The sequence below is a fragment of the Providencia sp. M-27 genome, assembly GCF_011077905.1.
GTDB lineage: Bacteria > Pseudomonadota > Gammaproteobacteria > Enterobacterales > Enterobacteriaceae > Providencia > Providencia huaxiensis.
The window spans coordinates 165410-184419 of sequence record NZ_JAALBT010000007.1; the positions used below are offsets into that span (position 1 = coordinate 165410).

At 41.2% G+C, this 19010-nt stretch carries 18 protein-coding genes; 5 read left to right on the plus strand and 13 right to left on the minus strand.

Annotated features, from left to right (window positions below; translation table 11 throughout):
• Window positions 1–25: 25 nt before the first annotated feature.
• The 3 genes from caiC to caiE all read left to right on the plus strand — a co-directional run bounded on the left by caiC (window position 26) and on the right by caiE (window position 3075).
• Entirely contained in the window at window positions 26–1585 is a 1560-nt protein-coding gene (gene caiC / locus G6Q48_RS12145; RefSeq protein WP_166266697.1) for a crotonobetaine/carnitine-CoA ligase, read from the plus strand.
• 87 nt (window positions 1586–1672) lie between these two features.
• A complete protein-coding gene (gene caiD, locus G6Q48_RS12150; RefSeq protein WP_166266699.1) occupies window positions 1673–2458 on the plus strand; it encodes a crotonobetainyl-CoA hydratase in 786 nt (261 codons plus the stop codon).
• Window positions 2459–2481: 23 nt separating this feature from the next.
• Window positions 2482–3075, plus strand: a complete 594-nt coding sequence (gene caiE, locus G6Q48_RS12155) for a carnitine operon protein CaiE (protein ID WP_166266701.1) — start codon at window positions 2482–2484, stop codon at window positions 3073–3075.
• 79 nt (window positions 3076–3154) lie between these two features.
• On the opposite strand, the gene caiF is transcribed toward caiE, so the two are convergent.
• From caiF to xseB, 4 genes are all read right to left on the minus strand, one after another.
• Window positions 3155–3547 carry a carnitine metabolism transcriptional regulator CaiF gene (caiF, locus tag G6Q48_RS12160; RefSeq protein ID WP_166266703.1) on the minus strand — a complete coding sequence of 131 codons (393 nt, stop codon included), beginning with the start codon at window positions 3545–3547 and terminating at the stop codon, window positions 3155–3157.
• Between the two features lie 565 nt (window positions 3548–4112).
• A complete protein-coding gene (gene dxs, locus G6Q48_RS12165) occupies window positions 4113–5978 on the minus strand; it encodes a 1-deoxy-D-xylulose-5-phosphate synthase (protein WP_166266705.1) in 1866 nt (621 codons plus the stop codon).
• A gap of 249 nt (window positions 5979–6227) precedes the next feature.
• Window positions 6228–7145, minus strand: coding sequence for a (2E,6E)-farnesyl diphosphate synthase (gene ispA / locus G6Q48_RS12170; protein ID WP_102139032.1), 918 nt, complete (start codon window positions 7143–7145; stop codon window positions 6228–6230).
• A gap of 3 nt (window positions 7146–7148) precedes the next feature.
• Window positions 7149–7400, minus strand: coding sequence for an exodeoxyribonuclease VII small subunit (gene xseB / locus G6Q48_RS12175; RefSeq protein WP_004914571.1), 252 nt, complete (start codon window positions 7398–7400; stop codon window positions 7149–7151).
• 220 nt (window positions 7401–7620) lie between these two features.
• Here xseB and thiI point away from each other — a divergent pair, with 220 nt between their 5' ends.
• A complete protein-coding gene (thiI, locus tag G6Q48_RS12180; RefSeq protein ID WP_166266707.1) occupies window positions 7621–9072 on the plus strand; it encodes a tRNA uracil 4-sulfurtransferase ThiI in 1452 nt (483 codons plus the stop codon).
• A gap of 70 nt (window positions 9073–9142) precedes the next feature.
• Here thiI and G6Q48_RS12185 read toward each other — a convergent pair whose 3' ends face one another.
• The 3 genes from G6Q48_RS12185 to panE form a co-directional block, all read right to left on the minus strand.
• The gene (locus G6Q48_RS12185) at window positions 9143–9286 is read right to left on the minus strand and encodes a Hok/Gef family protein (RefSeq protein WP_004914564.1); all 144 of its coding nucleotides are present in this window, start codon (window positions 9284–9286) and stop codon (window positions 9143–9145) included.
• 778 nt (window positions 9287–10064) lie between these two features.
• On the minus strand, window positions 10065–10658 hold the full coding sequence (gene yajL, locus G6Q48_RS12195) for a protein deglycase YajL (protein WP_166266711.1): 594 nt from the start codon (window positions 10656–10658) through the stop codon (window positions 10065–10067).
• Window positions 10621–11532, minus strand: coding sequence for a 2-dehydropantoate 2-reductase (gene panE, locus G6Q48_RS12200; protein ID WP_102139035.1), 912 nt, complete (start codon window positions 11530–11532; stop codon window positions 10621–10623). Before panE ends, yajL begins: the two co-directional genes overlap by 38 nt.
• A gap of 187 nt (window positions 11533–11719) precedes the next feature.
• Here panE and G6Q48_RS12205 point away from each other — a divergent pair, with 187 nt between their 5' ends.
• Window positions 11720–12211: a YajQ family cyclic di-GMP-binding protein gene (locus G6Q48_RS12205; RefSeq protein ID WP_004914551.1), complete on the plus strand. Its 492-nt coding sequence runs from the start codon at window positions 11720–11722 to the stop codon at window positions 12209–12211.
• A 37-nt stretch (window positions 12212–12248) separates the two neighbouring features.
• On the opposite strand, the gene G6Q48_RS12210 is transcribed toward G6Q48_RS12205, so the two are convergent.
• From G6Q48_RS12210 to cyoA, 6 genes are all read right to left on the minus strand, one after another.
• A complete protein-coding gene (locus tag G6Q48_RS12210; protein WP_166266713.1) occupies window positions 12249–13610 on the minus strand; it encodes an MFS transporter in 1362 nt (453 codons plus the stop codon).
• Between the two features lie 302 nt (window positions 13611–13912).
• Window positions 13913–14800 carry a heme o synthase gene (cyoE, locus tag G6Q48_RS12215; protein ID WP_004905461.1) on the minus strand — a complete coding sequence of 296 codons (888 nt, stop codon included), beginning with the start codon at window positions 14798–14800 and terminating at the stop codon, window positions 13913–13915.
• Between the two features lie 12 nt (window positions 14801–14812).
• On the minus strand, window positions 14813–15145 hold the full coding sequence (locus G6Q48_RS12220; protein WP_102139037.1) for a cytochrome o ubiquinol oxidase subunit IV: 333 nt from the start codon (window positions 15143–15145) through the stop codon (window positions 14813–14815).
• The gene (locus tag G6Q48_RS12225) at window positions 15146–15760 is read right to left on the minus strand and encodes a cytochrome o ubiquinol oxidase subunit III (protein ID WP_004905456.1); all 615 of its coding nucleotides are present in this window, start codon (window positions 15758–15760) and stop codon (window positions 15146–15148) included.
• Complete coding sequence (gene cyoB / locus G6Q48_RS12230) at window positions 15750–17741, minus strand: cytochrome o ubiquinol oxidase subunit I (RefSeq protein ID WP_036958554.1); 1992 nt, start codon at window positions 17739–17741, stop codon at window positions 15750–15752. The genes G6Q48_RS12225 and cyoB overlap by 11 nt, the downstream gene beginning before the upstream one ends.
• A 4-nt stretch (window positions 17742–17745) precedes the next feature.
• The gene (cyoA, locus tag G6Q48_RS12235) at window positions 17746–18717 is read right to left on the minus strand and encodes a cytochrome o ubiquinol oxidase subunit II (protein WP_166266715.1); all 972 of its coding nucleotides are present in this window, start codon (window positions 18715–18717) and stop codon (window positions 17746–17748) included.
• Window positions 18718–19010 lie beyond the last annotated feature (293 nt).

Consider the following 19010-nt stretch of genomic DNA (forward strand, 5'->3'; position numbering starts at 1 on the left):
TCAGGGAAATGATGGGAAGCAATTAATGGATGTAATCGGTAAACAAAATTTGCGTCAAATGTGGGATGATTTAGCGTTAACCCACGGTAATAATAAGGCGCTTATCTTTGAATCCTGCGATGGAAATGTTCGTGAATTCAGTTATAGAGAGATGAATGAACACATTAATCGCACAGCAAACCTCTTTTTAGCTTATGGCATTCAAAAAGGGGATAAGGTTGCTTTACATTTAGATAATTGCCCAGAGTTTTTCTTTTGCTGGTTTGGCTTGGCAAAAATTGGGGCGATTATGGTCCCTGTTAATGCACGTTATAAATACAATGAAGCCGCTTGGATTATGCAAAATTGCCAGCCACGGATGGTCGTGACTTGTGCGACTTTTTTAGATATTTATCAACGTGTACTTGATGATGAAAGTACCAGCCTTGAACATATTTTTTTAATTTCAGATACCCCCGTTAAACAACAAAACGGCGTTTCAGACTTTTTGCTTGAACACGCACAAAAACCCATTGAATTGACACAACTCATTGCGCTAAGTGTTGATGATACCGCGGAAATTTTATTTACCTCGGGTACGACCTCAAAACCCAAAGGGGTGATCATTACCCACTATAACTTACGTTTTGCGGGTTACTACTCTTCTTGGCAGAACACCCTGCGCTCAGATGATATTTATCTGACTGTCATGCCTGTTTTTCATATCGATTGCCAGTGCACCGTGTCCATGGCCGCTTTTTCGGTGGGGGCCACTTTTGTGTTACTCGAAAGGTACAGTGCACGACGTTTTTGGCAACAAGTCGTGAAACATCGAGCGACAGTGGTTGAGTTGATCCCAATGATGATCCGCACGTTATTAAGTCAACCTCTGGCGGATAACGAAAAAGACCATTGTTTACGTGAAGCGATGTTCTATCTCAATTTGAGTAATGAGGAAAAAGAACAATTTATGGCGCGTTTTGCGGTGAAGAGTTTTCTGACCTCATATGGCATGACGGAAACCATCGTGGGGTTGATTGGCGATAGGCCCGGTGATATTCGTCGCTGGCCATCTATTGGCCGCCCCGGTTTTTGCTATAAAGCACAAATCAGGGATGAAAATAACCAACCTGTTGCAGCAGGGGTGGTAGGCGAGCTCTGTGTTAAAGGTGAACGTGGAAAAACCTTATTTAAAGAGTACTACAACAACCCAGAAGCAACGGAGAAAGCTTTCGATAAACAAGGCTGGATGCATACCGGAGACTTTGCTTATCAAGATGACGATGGCTTTTTCTATTTTGTGGATAGAAGCATGAACATGATCAAACGGTGCGGCGAAAACGTTTCGTGCAGTGAGATTGAAAATATCATTGCTTCACATCCTGCTATCGTTGACGTGGCCGTGATAGGTGTTGCTGATGAAATTCGTGATGAAGCAATTAAAGCCTTTATTGTGCTAGAAGAGGGTGAAACCTTAACGCAGGAAGAGTTTTTCGCTTTCTGTGAAAAGCAAATGGCGAAATTTAAAGTGCCGTCATGGGTTGAGGTACGTAAGGATTTACCGCGTAACTGTTCTGGGAAAGTACTGAAAAAACACCTGAAATAATCGAATAATTCTATTAATTACGCGAACGTTTTGGTTGTAATCATTTATAGCCAAAATGCCAACGCATGATCACTAAAGGATTGCACTATGAGCGAATCATTAAAAATTACCCGTAATGGCTCCATTTTAGAAATCGTACTTGATAGACCTAAAGCGAATGCAATTGATGCGAAAACCAGTTTCAAAATGGGGGAAGTTTTTCTCAATTTCCGTGATGACCCATCATTACGCGTTGCGATTATCACCGGTGCTGGCGAGCGGTTCTTCTCCGCGGGTTGGGATTTAAAATCTGCTGCAGAAGGTGAAGCCCCAGATGCTGATTTTGGTCCTGGTGGTTTTGCAGGGCTTACTGAAATTTTCAATTTGAATAAGCCTGTCATTGCAGCTGTAAATGGTTATGCGTTTGGTGGAGGTTTCGAACTGGCTTTAGCAGCAGATATGATTATTTGTTCTGAAAATGCCAGCTTTGCATTACCAGAAGCACAACTTGGCATTGTACCTGATAGCGGCGGTGTCTTACGCTTACCCAAAATTCTTCCGGCACCCATTGTGAACGAAATGGTAATGACGGGTAGGCGAATGGATGCGAAGGAAGCATTACGTTGGGGAATTGCTAACGATGTTGTACCAATTGAAAACTTAATGGACAAAGCGCGTCAGTTAGCGGAGCAAATCACCCAAAGTGCGCCACTTGCTGTCGCTGCACTGAAAGAAATTTTCCGTGCGACAGGGGAGCTCACTGTTGAAGAGGGGTATAAACTCATGCGCAGCGGTGTACTGACAAACTACCCTGCGGTTTTACATTCCGAAGATGCAACAGAAGGCCCACTCGCATTTGCCGAAAAACGTTCACCAAGTTGGAAAGGGCGCTAGTTAAGCTAGCAGCGAGGTGAATTTTGAGCTTTTACGCTTTTGAAGGGGTGATCCCAGTTGTTCACCCTACCGCATATGTACACCCATCAGCGGTAGTGATTGGTGATGTTATTATCGGTGAAGGAGTTTTTATTGGGCCTAACGCCTCTTTACGTGGGGATTATGGACGATTGATCATAGAAAAAGGCGCGAATATTCAGGACTGCTGCATCATGCATGGCTACAGTGATGTAGAAACCATTGTCCATGAATGCGGACATATAGGCCACGGAGCTATTCTACATGGATGCATTATTGGCCGTGATGCTTTGGTTGGAATGAACAGTGTTGTTATGGATGGTGCTGTGATTGGTGAGGAAAGCATTGTTGCTGCGATGAGTTTTGTTAAAGCCGGTTTTCAAGGAGAAAGCCGTCAGATGTTAGTCGGAAGTCCAGCACGTTTTTTACGCTCAGTGACTGATGAAGAACTGCATTGGAAGCGGTTAAACACTAAAGAATATCAAGACTTAGCCGGTCGGTATCAGCAATACCTACAAGAAACTCAGCCCTTAACAGAGCTTGAAGTTAATCGACACCAATTATTTGGTACAACGGATGTAAAACCTAAGGGGCAGTGATTCACAAAAAGGCCGTAAAATAAAAAAACGCAGCTGGTGAAGTCTGCGTTTTTTATTGGTGTGAAGCTAAGAAATAGGTTTAGCGACGTTGTGATTTTGATAGCATCCATTGCCATTTTTGCTCTCGATTTAATTCACTTGGCGGCATAGAAGCTGCTTTTATAGGAGAATCGATAGTGACTTTTTCAGCTTGATGATTTCTTAAACGTGCATAAAGCTGGTTATCAATTTTCTTAACTTTAATAAGCCGCTGACATTGGCAACCTCGTCCCGATAATTTATTTGGGATCATTTTTACTTCACACTGAATTTCAGCAACATCAGATAAAATATAAGAAACAATATTGACGGCATTAGGATGCGGGATACCAAAGTTGTTAGATATCTCTCTAGCTGTTGTCCAGCGGCCTTGTTTCATTACCCAGTTCGCAATAGATAAATACAAGGGTTCATTAATAAATTGTCCACACATAAGCGCTCCCAAATCTATTTATTAAAATTGATTAAATAAAAATAAACTATATGAAAATTGTAGTTGGAATAGCGTTTATTTGTTTCCTGGTTTGTTAATTAAGAAAACAAAATAATTACTTATTAATTTTCGGTTAAAATTGTTAAAATAATATATTCGTTATAGAAATTAGTTGTCATTTTCAAAATGATATTTTACGAATATAACTCAGAGACTAAATTACTCAGTCCTATAGTGACAAAGTTCATATTAATAGATTTTAAAATAATTTGCATGTCTTTATTGTAAAAACTCACATTCAAGATAAAAGCTTTGTTTATATTCTTATTTCAGGTAAATAGCTGAATATTGTTGTAGATAAACTGATTGTATTTAGTTTTATATTTTATTTTAATGATCTTCAAATATAATAAAAATGTGACATATTTTTTTAATGAACATGAATGAGTCAGTAATAACAGGGAGATAAATACTTTTTTAGTGTATTAAGAAAAGGAATAAGAGTGATTGGCTTTGTGATTGAATAGGGCATTGTATTGTTAATGCAATGCCCTAAAGATAAAAATTATTTGGCTAAGTAGTTATTAATAGAATTAACAATACCAGTGGAATCTAAGCCCAATTCAGCAATAAGTTCCTCTTGGGTACCTTGAGAAATAAAATAATCAGGTAAACCAAGGTTTAAGGTTGGAATGATTTTTTTCTCATGCATTAAGAATTCATTCACGCCGCTACCTGCACCACCCATGATGGCATTTTCTTCGAGAGTGACAAGAACATCATGAGTCTCGGCTATTTCAAGGATCAGGGCTTCGTCTAAAGGCTTCACAAAGCGCATATCAATGACAGTTGCATTGAGTTGCTCGGCAGCGACTAATGCGTGGCTTAATAATGTGCCAAAGCATAAGATAGCGACTTTTTCACCTTGGCGACGAATAATACCTTTACCAATAGGTAGTGGTGATAATGGCTGTAATTCAGCGCCTGTTCCTGTGCCTCGAGGGTAACGCACTGCACATGGGCCATCTTGGTAATGGTAGCCAGTATGTAGCATTTGGCGGCACTCATTTTCATCACTTGGGGCCATAATAACCATTGTTGGTATACAGCGTAGAAATGAAATATCAAAAGAACCTTGGTGAGTTTGCCCATCTGCCCCGACAACACCAGCTCGGTCAATCGCAAACATGACAGGAACCTTCTGGATAGCCACATCATGAATGACTTGGTCGTAACCGCGTTGCAAGAACGTGGAATAGATGGCAACGATAGGCTTATAGCCACCAATGGCAAGGCCGGCTGCAAATGTGACCGCATGTTGTTCAGCGATCGCGACATCGAAGTATTGGTCTGGGAATTCTTTAGAGAAGCGAACCATACCAGACCCTTCACGCATAGCAGGGGTGATAGCCATCAATTTGCTATCATTTTTAGCCTCTTCACATAGCCAATCACCAAAAATTTTAGAGAAAGTCGGCCCTGTCTCTTTGCTTTTAGGTAAAGTGAATGTGCTTGGGTCAAATTTAGGAACCGCGTGCCAGCTAATAGGGTCTTTTTCTGCCGGCTCATAACCTCGGCCTTTCTTGGTCATGATATGTAAAAATTGCGGGCCTTTTAAATCACGCATATTTTTTAACGTTTGAACTAAGGCAACAACATCATGGCCGTCAACAGGGCCAATATAGTTAAAACCTAATTCTTCAAACATGGTTCCCGGTACAACCATGCCTTTAATGTGTTCTTCTGTCTTTTTCAGTAGCTCTTTAATCGGTGGCATGTTAGAAAAAACTTTTTTGCCACCTTCACGCAATGTTGTGTAGAGCTTTCCAGAAAGCAAGTGAGCTAAGTGGTTGTTGAGTGCGCCAACATTTTCTGAAATAGACATTTCGTTATCGTTTAAGATAACCAACATATCAGGTGCGGCATCCCCTGCATGGTTCATCGCTTCAAATGCCATTCCTGCAGTGATCGCGCCATCACCAATCACACAAACCGTCTTACGGCTTTGTTGCTCTTTTTCTGCGGCAATGGCCATACCTAAACCGGCACTAATGGATGTTGAGGAATGGCCAACGCTTAAAATGTCATATTCACTTTCTTCACGCCATGGAAAGGGATGCAAACCATTTTTTTGACGGATGGTATCAATACGGTCACGGCGACCCGTCAATATTTTATGTGGGTAGGCTTGGTGGCCGACATCCCAAACAAGGTTATCAAATGGGGTTTTATAGACATAATGCAATGCGACGGTGAGTTCAACAGCACCGAGACCAGAAGCAAAGTGACCGCTAGAGCGACCCACGCTACTCAGTAAAAATTGTCTGAGTTCATCACAAAGCTTAGGCAAACTCTCTTTAGGCAACAGACGAAGCTCATCTGGTGTCTCTGCCAAGGCTAGCGTTGGATATTTAGCGATATCAATACTCATTAGTTGCTCACTTATAATTAATAAAAAACCCAACTTACTTAGCCACAATAAAATGACTATTCTCAGTATTTAGCGACATAAGGCTTCTATGTGCTGTTGGGTTGCCTTCGTTTATCGTCTGCCTATAACTCTATTGATTAAGAAGTCATCCATCTATTTTTTGGGGCTATAGGTATGATTCGAAGATGCATTAAGGTAATAATTGCCGTAATTATCGATCTTCTTGTAGCTAAAAGGCAAAGCATATTGTCAGCTTTTACGCTCAATAATGAAATTAGCTAAAGCACTTAGCATTTCTATATTATATCCATGGGACTGGAGAGTCTCTAAAGCATCTATCGCATCATGATATAGCTCACGTGCTTTTTTTTGTGCTGCTTCAAGGCCTAATAGCGATGGGTAGGTGCTTTTTTCATGTTCGGCATCCGTTCCTTGGCGTTTACCCGTAACTTCACTATCACCGATAACATCTAGGATATCGTCCTGTACTTGAAAGGCAAGGCCGATGGATTGTGCATATTTGTCTAAAACAGGCAGTAATTGTTGGCCTTTTTCACCGGCTGCAAAAGCACCAAGACGGATTGCTGCACGAATCAATGCACCTGTTTTATGTTGATGAATGCGCTCGAGGGATTCAAGGTTAACTTGCTTTCCTTCCGCATCTAAATCAAGAGCTTGTCCACCACACATACCAGCTAAACCGCTTGCGTATGATAACTCTGCAATCATCGCTATGCGGTCTTTATCAGTAACATCTGGCATAGGTGCCGATGACAGCAGTTGGAATGCCAATGTTTGCAATGCATCTCCAGCAAGTACCGCATTACCTTCACCATATTTAATGTGGCAAGTCGGTTGGCCGCGACGCAAATCATCATCATCCATTGCAGGTAAATCATCATGGATTAATGAATAAGCATGAATACATTCGACGGCGGCTGCAGGGGCATCAAGATTTTCTTGGCTAACACCAAACATAGAGCCGATGGCATAAGTTAAAAATGGGCGTAAACGTTTTCCACCTAATAATGTGCCATAACGCATTGCTTGTGCAAGTGGAAGGTCTGTAAATGGCAGTGCGTTTAAGGCATCTAATAGGTATTGATTGACTCTGTCGTAGGCCTGTTTTTGTTGCTGCGTAAAGCTATCTAAATGTTGTTCAGACATAATTTATTCAGTATCAGGTGAAAAATCGGCTAGTGGTTTATTTTCGTCATCACTCAGCAAAATTTGTACACGTTGCTCAGCTTGCTGTAGTACTTTTTGACCTTGTTTAGCAATTTGAACACCACGTTCAAACTCATTAAGGGCATCTTCTAAGGGAAGCTCACCAGATTCTAGGCGAGCGACGATCTGCTCTAGCTCTTGAAGCGAGTTTTCAAAACTAACAGTTGGAACTTGCTGAGTTTTTTCTTTAGCCATAATATTTAGCCACTAATGTGAAATCAGTTAATTCGAGGGATTTTAAATATTCAGCAGACTAACGCAGTCTTGCTACGGTTACAATTTATTATTGGGGTTTTTAGATTCAACCCGCAAGATAGTGTTATAATACGCCTCATTATTGACAATTGGTAACGTGTCATGTGTCTCTGTTAAGGCACATTCGTTTGCCCCCAACCACCATGAACATGCAGCTATTATGAAGTTTATCATTAAGTTATTCCCAGAAATTACCATTAAAAGCCAAACTGTTAGGCTACGTTTCATTAAAATTTTGACCAGTAATATCCGTAACGTGCTTAAACCACTTGGCGAAGAAATTTCGGTTGTCCGTAATTGGGATAACATTGAAGTGCGTGTGAAGGGGGAAACAAAACACGACGAAATTTGTGACATGCTAGGGCGTATCCCAGGTATTCACCATATTCTCGAAGTGGAAGAAAAACCATTTACCAGTCTACATCATATTTACGAAATGACACACGAAGCCTATGGTGAGTCATTAGAAAATAAAACATTCTGTGTGCGGGTAAAACGTCGCGGTAAACATGAGTTTTCATCCATCGATGCCGAACGCTATATTGGTGGTGGGCTGAACCAGCACATTGCGTCTGCAAAAGTTAAGCTTAAGGATCCTGATACCACGATCCACTTAGAAATCGAAGATGATAAACTTATCTTAGTTAAAGCACGTATTGAAGGTATCGGTGGTTTCCCTATCGGGACCCAAGAGGATGTGTTATCACTCATTTCTGGTGGTTTTGATTCAGGTGTCTCGAGCTATATGTTGATGCGTCGTGGTTGTCGTGTTCACTATTGCTTCTTTAATTTAGGCGGCGCTGCACATGAAATTGGTGTGAAACAAATTGCACATTATCTGTGGAACCGTTTTGGTAGCTCCCATAAAGTTCGTTTTATTGCTGTCAACTTTGAGCCAGTTGTGGCTGAAATTTTAGAAAAAGTGGATGATGGCCAAATGGGTGTTGTGCTCAAACGTATGATGGTAAGAGCCGCATCTAAAGTTGCAGAACGTTATGGCGTTCAGGCGATTGTTACGGGTGAAGCACTGGGGCAGGTATCAAGCCAGACTCTAACAAACCTGCGCTTAATTGATAATGCTTCTGATACCCTCGTATTAAGGCCGCTAATTTCTCATGATAAAGAACACATTATCAAGCTAGCTCGCCAAATTGGTACTGAAGATTTTGCTAAAACCATGCCTGAATATTGTGGTGTGATTTCAAAAAGCCCAACAGTGAAAGCGGTGAAAGCGCGTATTGAAGCGGAAGAGGGCAACTTTGATTTCGGTATTTTAGAGTCTGTTGTTGAACAAGCGCAAAATATTGATATTCGCCAAATTGCACAAGAAAGCCTTGAAAAAGTCCCTGAAATTGAAATGGTGAGTGAGATTTCAATTGAAAATGAAGTGATTTTAGATATTCGTTCAATTGATGAATTTGAAGATAAACCATTAAACGTGGATGGAATGGAAGTTAAGCATATTCCATTCTATAAGTTGAGCACGCAATTTGGTGACTTACCAAAAGATAAAACCTACTTATTATATTGTGACCGTGGGGTAATGAGCCGCTTGCAAGCGCTATACCTAAAGGAACAAGGTTATGAAAATATAAAGGTTTATCGGCCGTAGCTTAAAACAGGGTGCTTGCATCACCAACTCATCATCAGAGAGAAATGTGGGGGAAAACTCCCCCACAAGACTAGTTATCGCAGGATAACGTAGCTTGAACCAGCGTGCTTCCACTGCTGATACTGAAAGAGCATAGTCTTTCTTGCATCAATAACGAAAAACACAATACCGTAAGGCACACGGTAACTAGCCCCAGAAGGGCAATTTTGGCCATTCCTCTTGACTCCTTTTTTAAAAGGAGACAGAATCCAATTGTGAGTTTGGAGACTGCCTCGGATTAAGATTAACATCTAATTCGGGGCTTTCGTCTTTTTGGCTCTCACAATGCTTGAACCAAAATGATCCAAGCACCCACCGCAATAGTAGCAAAAATTCACTCTAAACAAATCTTTTTGTCGTTCATTTTGTGAATAAAAATATTTAAATTCAGTTGGTTATGATTATTTTGATATCATTGATATTAATATGATTGCTGGTGCAATCGAAATAGAAATGGCAAAGTGAGCTGAATAAAAATAAGTAGAGAATAAAAACAGGTGCTTGTATCACCAACTCATCATCAGAGAGAAATGTGGGGGAAAACTCCCCCACAAGACTAGTTATCGCAGGATAACGTAGCTTGAACCAGCGTGCTTTCACTGCTGATACTGAAAGAGCATAGTCTTTCTTGCATCAACAACGAAAAACACAATACCGTAAGGCACACGGTAACTAGCCCCAGAAGGGCAATTTTGGCCATTCCTCTTGACTCCTTTTCTAAAAGGAGACAGAATCAAATTGTTGAGTGTTTGAGACTGCCTCGGATTAAGATTAACATCTAATTCGGGGCTTTCGTCTTTTTGGCTCTCGCAAGGCTTGAACCAAAATGATCCAAGCACCCGCCGCAATAGTAGCAAAAAAGTACTCTAAACACAGATTTTTTTGCTACTTAATTTTTATTATTCAATTGGTTAACTTGTTTTCTAATTCATTTCTTATAATGAGTTTTATGTCTAATCTTCTAAATAATCATTAATACCATTAGGTAAAACGAGTTGAGCGGCAACTTGGGCTGCAGTCTTCCTGCCTACCAATAATTCAATTAACTTTAATGCAAAGTCAAAAGAAGTGGCGGGCCCTTGGCTAGTTAATAGATTGACACGTTCATCAAAGTAAACTCGGCGATCGACCCATTTATGGGCTGGGATTTTATCTTTCATTGATGGAAAACAGGTCATATTACCTAGCTGAAACAATTGGTGGTATTCAAGTACAAGCGCTGGTGCAGCACAAATAGCGGCTACAATTTTACCATCTAGATGCATACGGCGAACTTTTTCAACAACCAGTGGGCTATCGCGGAATGTTTCTGCGCCAGTCATACCACCGGGTAGCACAATAGCATCAAAAGGCTCATCAGCGACTTGAATCAACGGGGTATCGGCAATAATTTTTAGACCTCGTGAAGCGGTAATGGTTAAAGAGCCATCTTCAGTCACACTCGCTAAGGTCACATTAATGCCTGCTCTAACTAATAAATCAGCGGTAATGGTAAATTCGATTTCTTCACTACCATGAGCGATGCAGATTAGAACGGAAGTCGTCATATTGTTGTTCTCTATTTTTGACTAAATGGTATAGGCGATCGTTTTCAGGTGTACTAATCCCATGAGCTCGTGCTTGTTTAATTAAAAAACCGGTTATGTAGTCAATTTCAGTGCGGCGATTATTGCGGATATCTTGTAACATCGATGAATAGTTATCTGCAGTATTATTGATAATGCTATAGATATATTCTGTTAGTTCAGTTTTATCTGTATGTAACCCTTCAGCTGCCATAACATGGCATATTTCATCAATGATCCGAGATATTTGGGTGGAATGTTGAATTAATTCACCATTCTTACAATTATACTCGACGGTGAGGGGGTTAATGACACAGTTGACGATCAATTTACGCCAACAGGTAGTTAGAATTTGATTATGCCAAGCCACATCAGGTAGAGCTTCATGCAAAATATCCGCAATAGGGTAATAAGCCTGTGCTTGGGAATTAATCGCGCCAATATGTGTGATACCATTGGCAACATGAAAGACTTGGTTATTTTCTTGCCACGCCGCATGTGTTGTCACGCCAGCTAAAATAGGATGACGCAACGGAGTAAGTTCCTCAACCGTACCCATGCCATTATGCAGTAATAAAATGGGGGTATTTTCTGGGATAGTTTTAATCAGAGGCAATAAAGCATCAGAAACTTGCCATGCTTTTAAACAGACAATGATTAACTCGCTACTTTGCAAGTGATTAATATTATTACAAGGAACGAGTTCTCGGAAAGTACGTCCATCGGGTTCATTAACATCGACGAATAAATCAGACTGTGCAACACGTAGCCAACCTTGTACGTCATGCCCTTGCATTGCAAGTGAAGCAAGCCACAGTTTACCTATCGCACCACAACCAATCAGAGTTATTTTCATTGTTTCCCCTTTGAAAATGGGAGTTTAACGTCTTATAAGGTAAGGCGGAAGTGATCTCTTGCCAGTATAACCTTTTACTATACTAAGTTGTAGTTAACGAAACATCATAGGCCCTGATAACTTGAAGTGATGTGAGTAAAAACGTTATCATGCGCACAATCTAAAAATTATCAGTGAGGTTCTGGCTATGCCATCATTTGACATTGTATCTGAAGTGGAAATGAATGAAGTACGTAATGCGGTGGAAAATGCACAGCGTGAGTTAACTAGCCGTTGGGATTTTAAAAATGTCGAAGCCAGTTTTGAGCTAAATGACAAAAATGAATCAGTTAAAATTACTAGCGAATCTGATTTCCAAGTGCTTCAGTTAGTTGATATTTTAAGAGAAAAAATGGCAAAGCGCGGTATTGATGGTGCGGTATTGAATGTGCCTGAAGATATCGTTCATAGTGGAAAAACCTATAGTGTTGAAGTTACGTTCAAGCAAGGTATTGATGCTGCGATTGCTAAAAAAATCGTTAAATTAATCAAAGACAGTAAACTGAAAGTTCAAGCACAAGTTCAAGGCGACCAAGTGCGTGTGACTGGTAAAGCCCGCGATGACTTACAATCGGTTATGGCGCTGGTGCGCGGTGGGAATTTAGGCCAACCTTTCCAATTTAACAACTTCCGCGATTAGTTGTTTATCAAGTAAGCCCGCAATGGCGGGCTAATTTTTACTGATTTATTAATGCTTCGAGTTGATCTCGATTGATGATTTTTCTATCAACTTTAACATAAGCGCTAAATTCCTCATCAACGACAAGCGCTTCCATCACCCCTTCTTGAGCTTGTAATTTTTTCTCAAGAGCTCTTGTATCTCCAATATGGTTGGGTAATTCAATACGAATACTGCTGACATAAGGAGGCTGCTGCATGGTCAGGCTAATGACAAACCAGATAATGGTTAAAATTAAACCGCCAATAAAAACGGTACCAGCCCCTTCAAAACTGTACAACCACCCACCGACAATACCACCAATGGCAACACCTAAAAACTGGCTGGTGGAGTAAACTCCCATGGCCGTTCCTTTATAGCCCGCAGGTGCCTCTTTACTGATTAGTGACGGTAAAATGGCTTCCATAATATTGAAAGCGATAAAAAAGAGTTGAATACCGAGGAAAATCACCCATAAGTGACTACCAGAAAGCCATAAGGTAATTTCAGCTAATGCTAAAACGATAATGCAAAATAAGAAAACCTGTTTCATCTTGCGGTATTTTTCCGCATAAATAATAAAGGGAAGTACTGTTACAAAGGCGATTAACATCGTAACCAAATAGGCTTTCCAATGGTCTTTCGCTAAAAATCCCGAATCGGTCATGATAAGAGGTAGAGCAACAAAACTGGACATCAGTAGGGTATGTAAGCTGAGGATCCCTATATTTAATTTGAGTAACTGTGGGTGCATTAAAACGGCTTTTAAATTACTTTGCACAAATGCAGACTCACGATTTAAGACATGAGTATTAGTATTAGGAACAACAAAAACAGTCACTGCAATAGCACCTACTGCAAGCAGTGCTATTCCCCAAAATAGACCACTTAAACCAATCAAGTTGGTGAGAATTGGACCCAGTACTAGCGCTATAGCAAAAGTTAAACCGAAACTAATACCTAGAAATGCCATGGCTTTAGTCCGATTTTGCTCTCGAGTTAGATCAGAAAGTAGTGCCATGACGGCAGCTGAAATGGCGCCGGCACCTTGTAAAGCACGCCCAATAATAATTCCCCAAATTGAATCGCTTAATGCCGCGACGATACTTCCGATAATGAAAATGAATAACCCAATAATAATTAAAGGCTTTCTACCAATTTTGTCTGACATCAAACCAAAAGGAATTTGGAAAATAGCTTGGCTAAGACCATAGATACCAATAGCGACACCCACTAAGAACTCGCTAGCTCCCTGTAAATGCATTCCATAGCTGGTCAAAATAGGTAATACCATAAACATTCCAAGCATTCGCAAGGAGAAAACAGAACCTAATCCCCAAGTGGATTTAAGCTCTGCGGATGTCATTTTGTTATCATTCATTTTTATTCTTCATATTTCGTGCTGTCGTGGTGTTAGCTCTCTCGGCTACTTAGGTCGCATACGGGTAGCACAACAAATTTGAGTTACGTCGTGGTGACATGTTTGTACTATCAATCTATTAGCATTTTTAATAGTGCATTCAATATCTAGCTTATAAATAGCAAGGGGCTATTTAACCATAAAATAGATTCATAAGGATAGGCAGAATAAGTAAAAGTGAGTTGTAAAAGCAGTTAGAGACAAATAAAAACGGCGGGGAAGACCCGCCGTTTAGACATTGTCATCATCAGTGAACAGATAAGTTATCTGACGAGAGCTATAACAGTATCGCTTGAAACGATAGGATCAACTGACATCATTACACTCAATGAAGTAATCGCTACGATTGAGAAAATGAACAGTTTTCTAGCCCAGACTCGGTCGTCATTTTCGGTTTTGAAACCCGAAATTGCCATACCTAGCCACCATAAGCTGACTGCTGCACCTACGATGAGGTACTTATAGCCCGCGTATCCACTGATAGCTAACATCAATGTTGCAACCATAAACGCTAGGATATACAGGAAGATATGTGTCTTCGCGACTGAAATTCCTTTAATAACCGGTAACACTGGAATGTTTGCGGCTTTATAATCCTTAAAACGGAAGATAGCAATGGCATAAGAATGAGGCATCTGCCACAAACTGAATATCAACAATAGGATAAGTGCACCCATATCGAATTCATTTGTAACAGCGCAGTAACCGATAACCGGTGGTGCTGCGCCTGAAAGGCTGCCAATCAGCGTGCCATAAACGGATTTACGTTTCATATATAGGCTATAAATACCTACATAAACAATGAAACCGATAACTGCAAGCAGCATTGCCAGCGCATTGGCTGCTACAAGTAGCAGCACCATACCAGCAATACCTAATGCAGCAGCGTAAATCAGGCTAACTTTCGGATCAATCAGCCCTTTAACTAAAGGGCGATTCTTCGTTCTTTCCATGATACGGTCGATATCACGGTCGATGTAGTTGTTAAAAACACAACCAGAAGCCACGACCAGTGATACACCTAGCAAAGTCGCAACGAACAGTGGGTAATCAATTGACCCTTTTGAAGCCAATAAAAAACCACCGATCACAGAAATCAAGTTTCCGAATATAATTCCTGGTTTGGTCACTTGCAGGTATTGCTTAAACATATCGGCAACTCTTTAGTCGAGCATCATATTGATGTTCAGGTTGTACATAATCCACAGTGAGCCTACGACCACAATGCCAACAATAAGCATGGTGAACAGGAAGGCAACTAAATTCCAACGCTCATCTGATGATGTATTCATATGTAAGAAACAAACCAAATGAACCAGAATTTGCACAACCGCCATGCCCACAACAGTCCAAAGGATTGCTGAAGTTGACGCTGTACCTTCCATCACCATCCAGAAAGGGATCACTGTCAGGATAACTGATAGGATAAAGCCAATCAGGTATGTTTTAACGCTACCGTGGCTTGCTCCAGTGTGAGCATCTTTTGCATGACTCATTTAAATAGCCCCCAGAAGATAAACAACGGTAAATACACAAATCCACACAACGTCTAAGAAGTGCCAGAACAAACTTAGGCAGTTTAAACGCGTTTTGTTGACATCAGTCAGGCCACGGCGAGTGACTTGGATCATCATGATAATAATCCAGATCAGGCCCGCAGTTACGTGTAGACCGTGAGTCGCAACGAGTGCGAAGAAGCCAGATAAGAAACCGCTACGGTCAGGACCAAAGCCTTCTGCAATCAATTCATGGAACTCATAGATTTCCATGATGACGAAGCCAAGGCCTAACAGGAACGTTGCAAACAGCCATAAGTTAACAGCAGCTATCTTACCTTTGTGCATCGCTATCATTGCGAAGCCGTAGGTGATACTACTCACTAACAGTAAGAAGGTTTCGCCTAATACGAACTTCAGACTGAAGATATCTTTACCAGCAGGACCGCCGGCAGTTCCATCGGCCAAAACAACATAGGTAGCAAACAAACAAGCAAACAGAATCAAGTCGCTCATAATATAGAGCCAGAAACCGAATACTTTTGTTCCACCTGCATCGTGGTGCCCATGCTCAGCATGGGCGATATTTTGGTTAGTCATTGTATTAGTTGACATCGTTCACACCTGCCTTACGCAATTCTTCAAAGTGCTTATTCTCGATTTCTTCGATTTCAGCCACAGGTACGTAGTAATCAACATCTTCGTCGAAGCTTTTTGCAATCCAAGTTACGATCATTCCACCGAAACCAATGATTGCGAGCCACCAGATGTGCCAGATCATTGCGAAACCTAAAACTAAGCTAAATGCAGCGATAATAACGCCTGCGCCTGTGTTTTTCGGCATATGAATTTCTTCATATGAAGTTGGTTTCTTATGAGCAAGGCCTTTCTCTTTCAGATCCCACCATGCATCGCGGGTTTGAACGTGTGGTTCAATCGCAAAGTTATAGAAAGGTGGTGGAGAAGATGTCGCCCACTCAAGTGTACGTCCACCCCATGGGTCACCGGTTAAATCACGGTTTTCATGACGGTCACGGATACTTACAATGATTTGGATAACTTGGCATGCAATACCGATGGCGATTAACGCAGCACCGCCTGCAGCAACAACTAACATTGTGTGGTAAGTCGGGTCAATATTCTGACTTAAACGACGGGTCATACCCATAAAGCCAAGAATATACAGTGGCATAAAGGCTAAGAAGAAACCGATGATCCAGAACCAGAAGGCACGAACACCCCATTTCTCATTTAGCGTGAAGCCATATGCTTTCGGGAACCAGTAAGTCATACCCGCGAAGCACCCGAATACAACACCACCAATGATAACGTTATGGAAGTGAGCAATCAGGAATAGACTGTTATGCAGAACGAAGTTTGCACCTGGAACAGCAAGCAGAACACCAGTCATACCACCAACAGAGAAGGTGATGATGAAACCGATAGTCCACAGCATAGGTGATTTAAACTCGATACGGCCTTGGTACATGGTAAACAACCAGTTGAAGATCTTAACCCCTGTAGGGATTGCGATAATCATTGTGGCGATACCAAAGAAGGCGTTAACGTTCGCGCCTGAACCCATCGTAAAGAAGTGGTGCAACCAAACGATGAAGGACATAACGGTAATAACGATTGTCGCCCAAACTAATGAGGTATAACCGAATAAACGTTTTTTCGAGAAGGTTGCTGCAACTTCAGAGAACACACCGAATACTGGGAGAACAAGGATATACACCTCAGGGTGACCCCAAGCCCAAATCAGGTTGATGTACATCATCATGTTGCCGCCCATATCATTAGTAAAGAAATGGGTGCCTAAATAACGGTCTAACGTCAGAAGTGTTAATGTGACGGTTAAGATAGGGAAAGCAGCAACAATCAATACGTTAGTACATAACGCAGCCCAGCTGAATACAGGCATTTTCATCATCGACATACCCGGTGTACGCATACGGATAATAGTCGCGATGAAGTTAACCCCTGTTAATAGAGTACCGATACCGGATATCTGGAGACTCCAGAGCCAGTAATCGACCCCGACCCCAGGGTTGTACTCCAAGCCGGATAATGGCGGATAAGCCAACCAACCGGTCTGTGCGAATTCACCTACCCCTAGAGAGATGTTGATTAACACAACACCCACAACAAAGAACCAGAAGCTCAATGAGTTAAGGAATGGGAACGCAACATCACGTGCACCAATTTGCAGAGGTACAACGAGGTTCATCAGACCAACAACGAATGGAGTTGCCATGAAGAAAATCATGATAACGCCGTGCGCAGTAAAGATTTGGTCATAGTGATGAGGATTTAAGAAACCCTCTTGGCCAGCAGATGCAAGAACTTGCTGCCCACGCATCATGATAGCATCAGCGAAGCCACGGAATAACATGACCATCGCTACAATGATGTACATGACACCAATTTTTTTATGGTCAACAGAGGTTAACCATTCTTTCCACAACCACTTCCATTTACCAAAGTAAGAAATCACACCAACTAAGCCAAGTCCACCTAGGACAATAGCAATCAGGGTGACTACGATAATTGGCTCATGGAGCGGAATTGCATCTAGTGTTAATTTTCCGAACATGCCCTTATTCCTCAGCGCCAGCTGCATGAGCGCTATGGCTCATTTGCATTGAATTACCTGTAGCATCGTTATGGTCAGTCATTGAATGACTTTGATTTTCTACAGGAGCGTGACCTTTATGGTGCTCATGACCAAACTTCAGAACGATATCTTCATAAAGTTTAGGCTTCACGCTAGAGAAGTAGGTAACAGGAACGTTCATGCTTGGCTTAGCGACTTCGTCAAATGCCTGCATGGTGTCCATTGTTTTAGGAGAAGCTTTTACCTTTTGTACCCACTCATCAAAACCTTGACGGTCAGGAGTTGCAATAGCATTGAACTTCATATCAGAGAAGCCGTGGCCACTGTAGCTTGCAGAGAAGCCCTTATAAGTGCCTGGTTCGTTAGCGATTAAGTGAAGTTTTGTTTGCATACCCGCCATCGCGTAGATTTGGCCACCTAAAGATGGAATGAAGAATGAATTCATCACCGAGTCTGACGTGATTTTGAAGTTAACTGGCACACCGGTAGGGAATGCGATTTCATTAACTGTTGCAATGCCTTGCTCTGGATAAATAAATATCCATTTCCAGTCAGCAGAAATAACTTCAATCGTGACGGGTTCCTGATCACTCACTAATGGCTGATACGGGTCCAGCTCATGTGTCGTCTTCCAAGTGATAGCACCCAGAATAATGATAATGATGATAGGAACAGTCCAGCAGACTAACTCAATTTTATTTGAGTGAGCCCAATGAGGACGGTAGGTTGCTGACGTGTTGGATTCACGGTATTTTCTTGCGAAGATAATCGTCATGAAAATAACAGGAATAACAACAAGTAGCATTAAGCCAATTGCAATAAGAATTAGCTCTTTTTGTTTAACGCCAACGGCGCCTTTTGGATCCATCAACACCATATCGCAACCACCTAATAGTAAGGTAGCTACAACGAGTGAGATTGCTCCGATGCTTTTTTTGTAGTTCATAAGTCTCATCCACGACCCCAAATGACAAGAATCTAATTGTCGTTTCATCAGTGCGGGCATTTTACGGTAAGGTTATGCGAGTGTAAATGATTGTAAGGCAAAGAAACGGAATTGTTAGCTCTTTATGTTAATATGATCACATGTAAAGAACTTATAAAGAAAACGTTAAAATTGATGCGATTTATAAGTATGCATTGATAAAACTCAATTAATAGTAAATTATCTTAGTAATTTTTCAAAGAAAAATATATACAAAAGAAATGAAAAAAGAGTGAAACTGATATAAATGATTAGCAATTTGC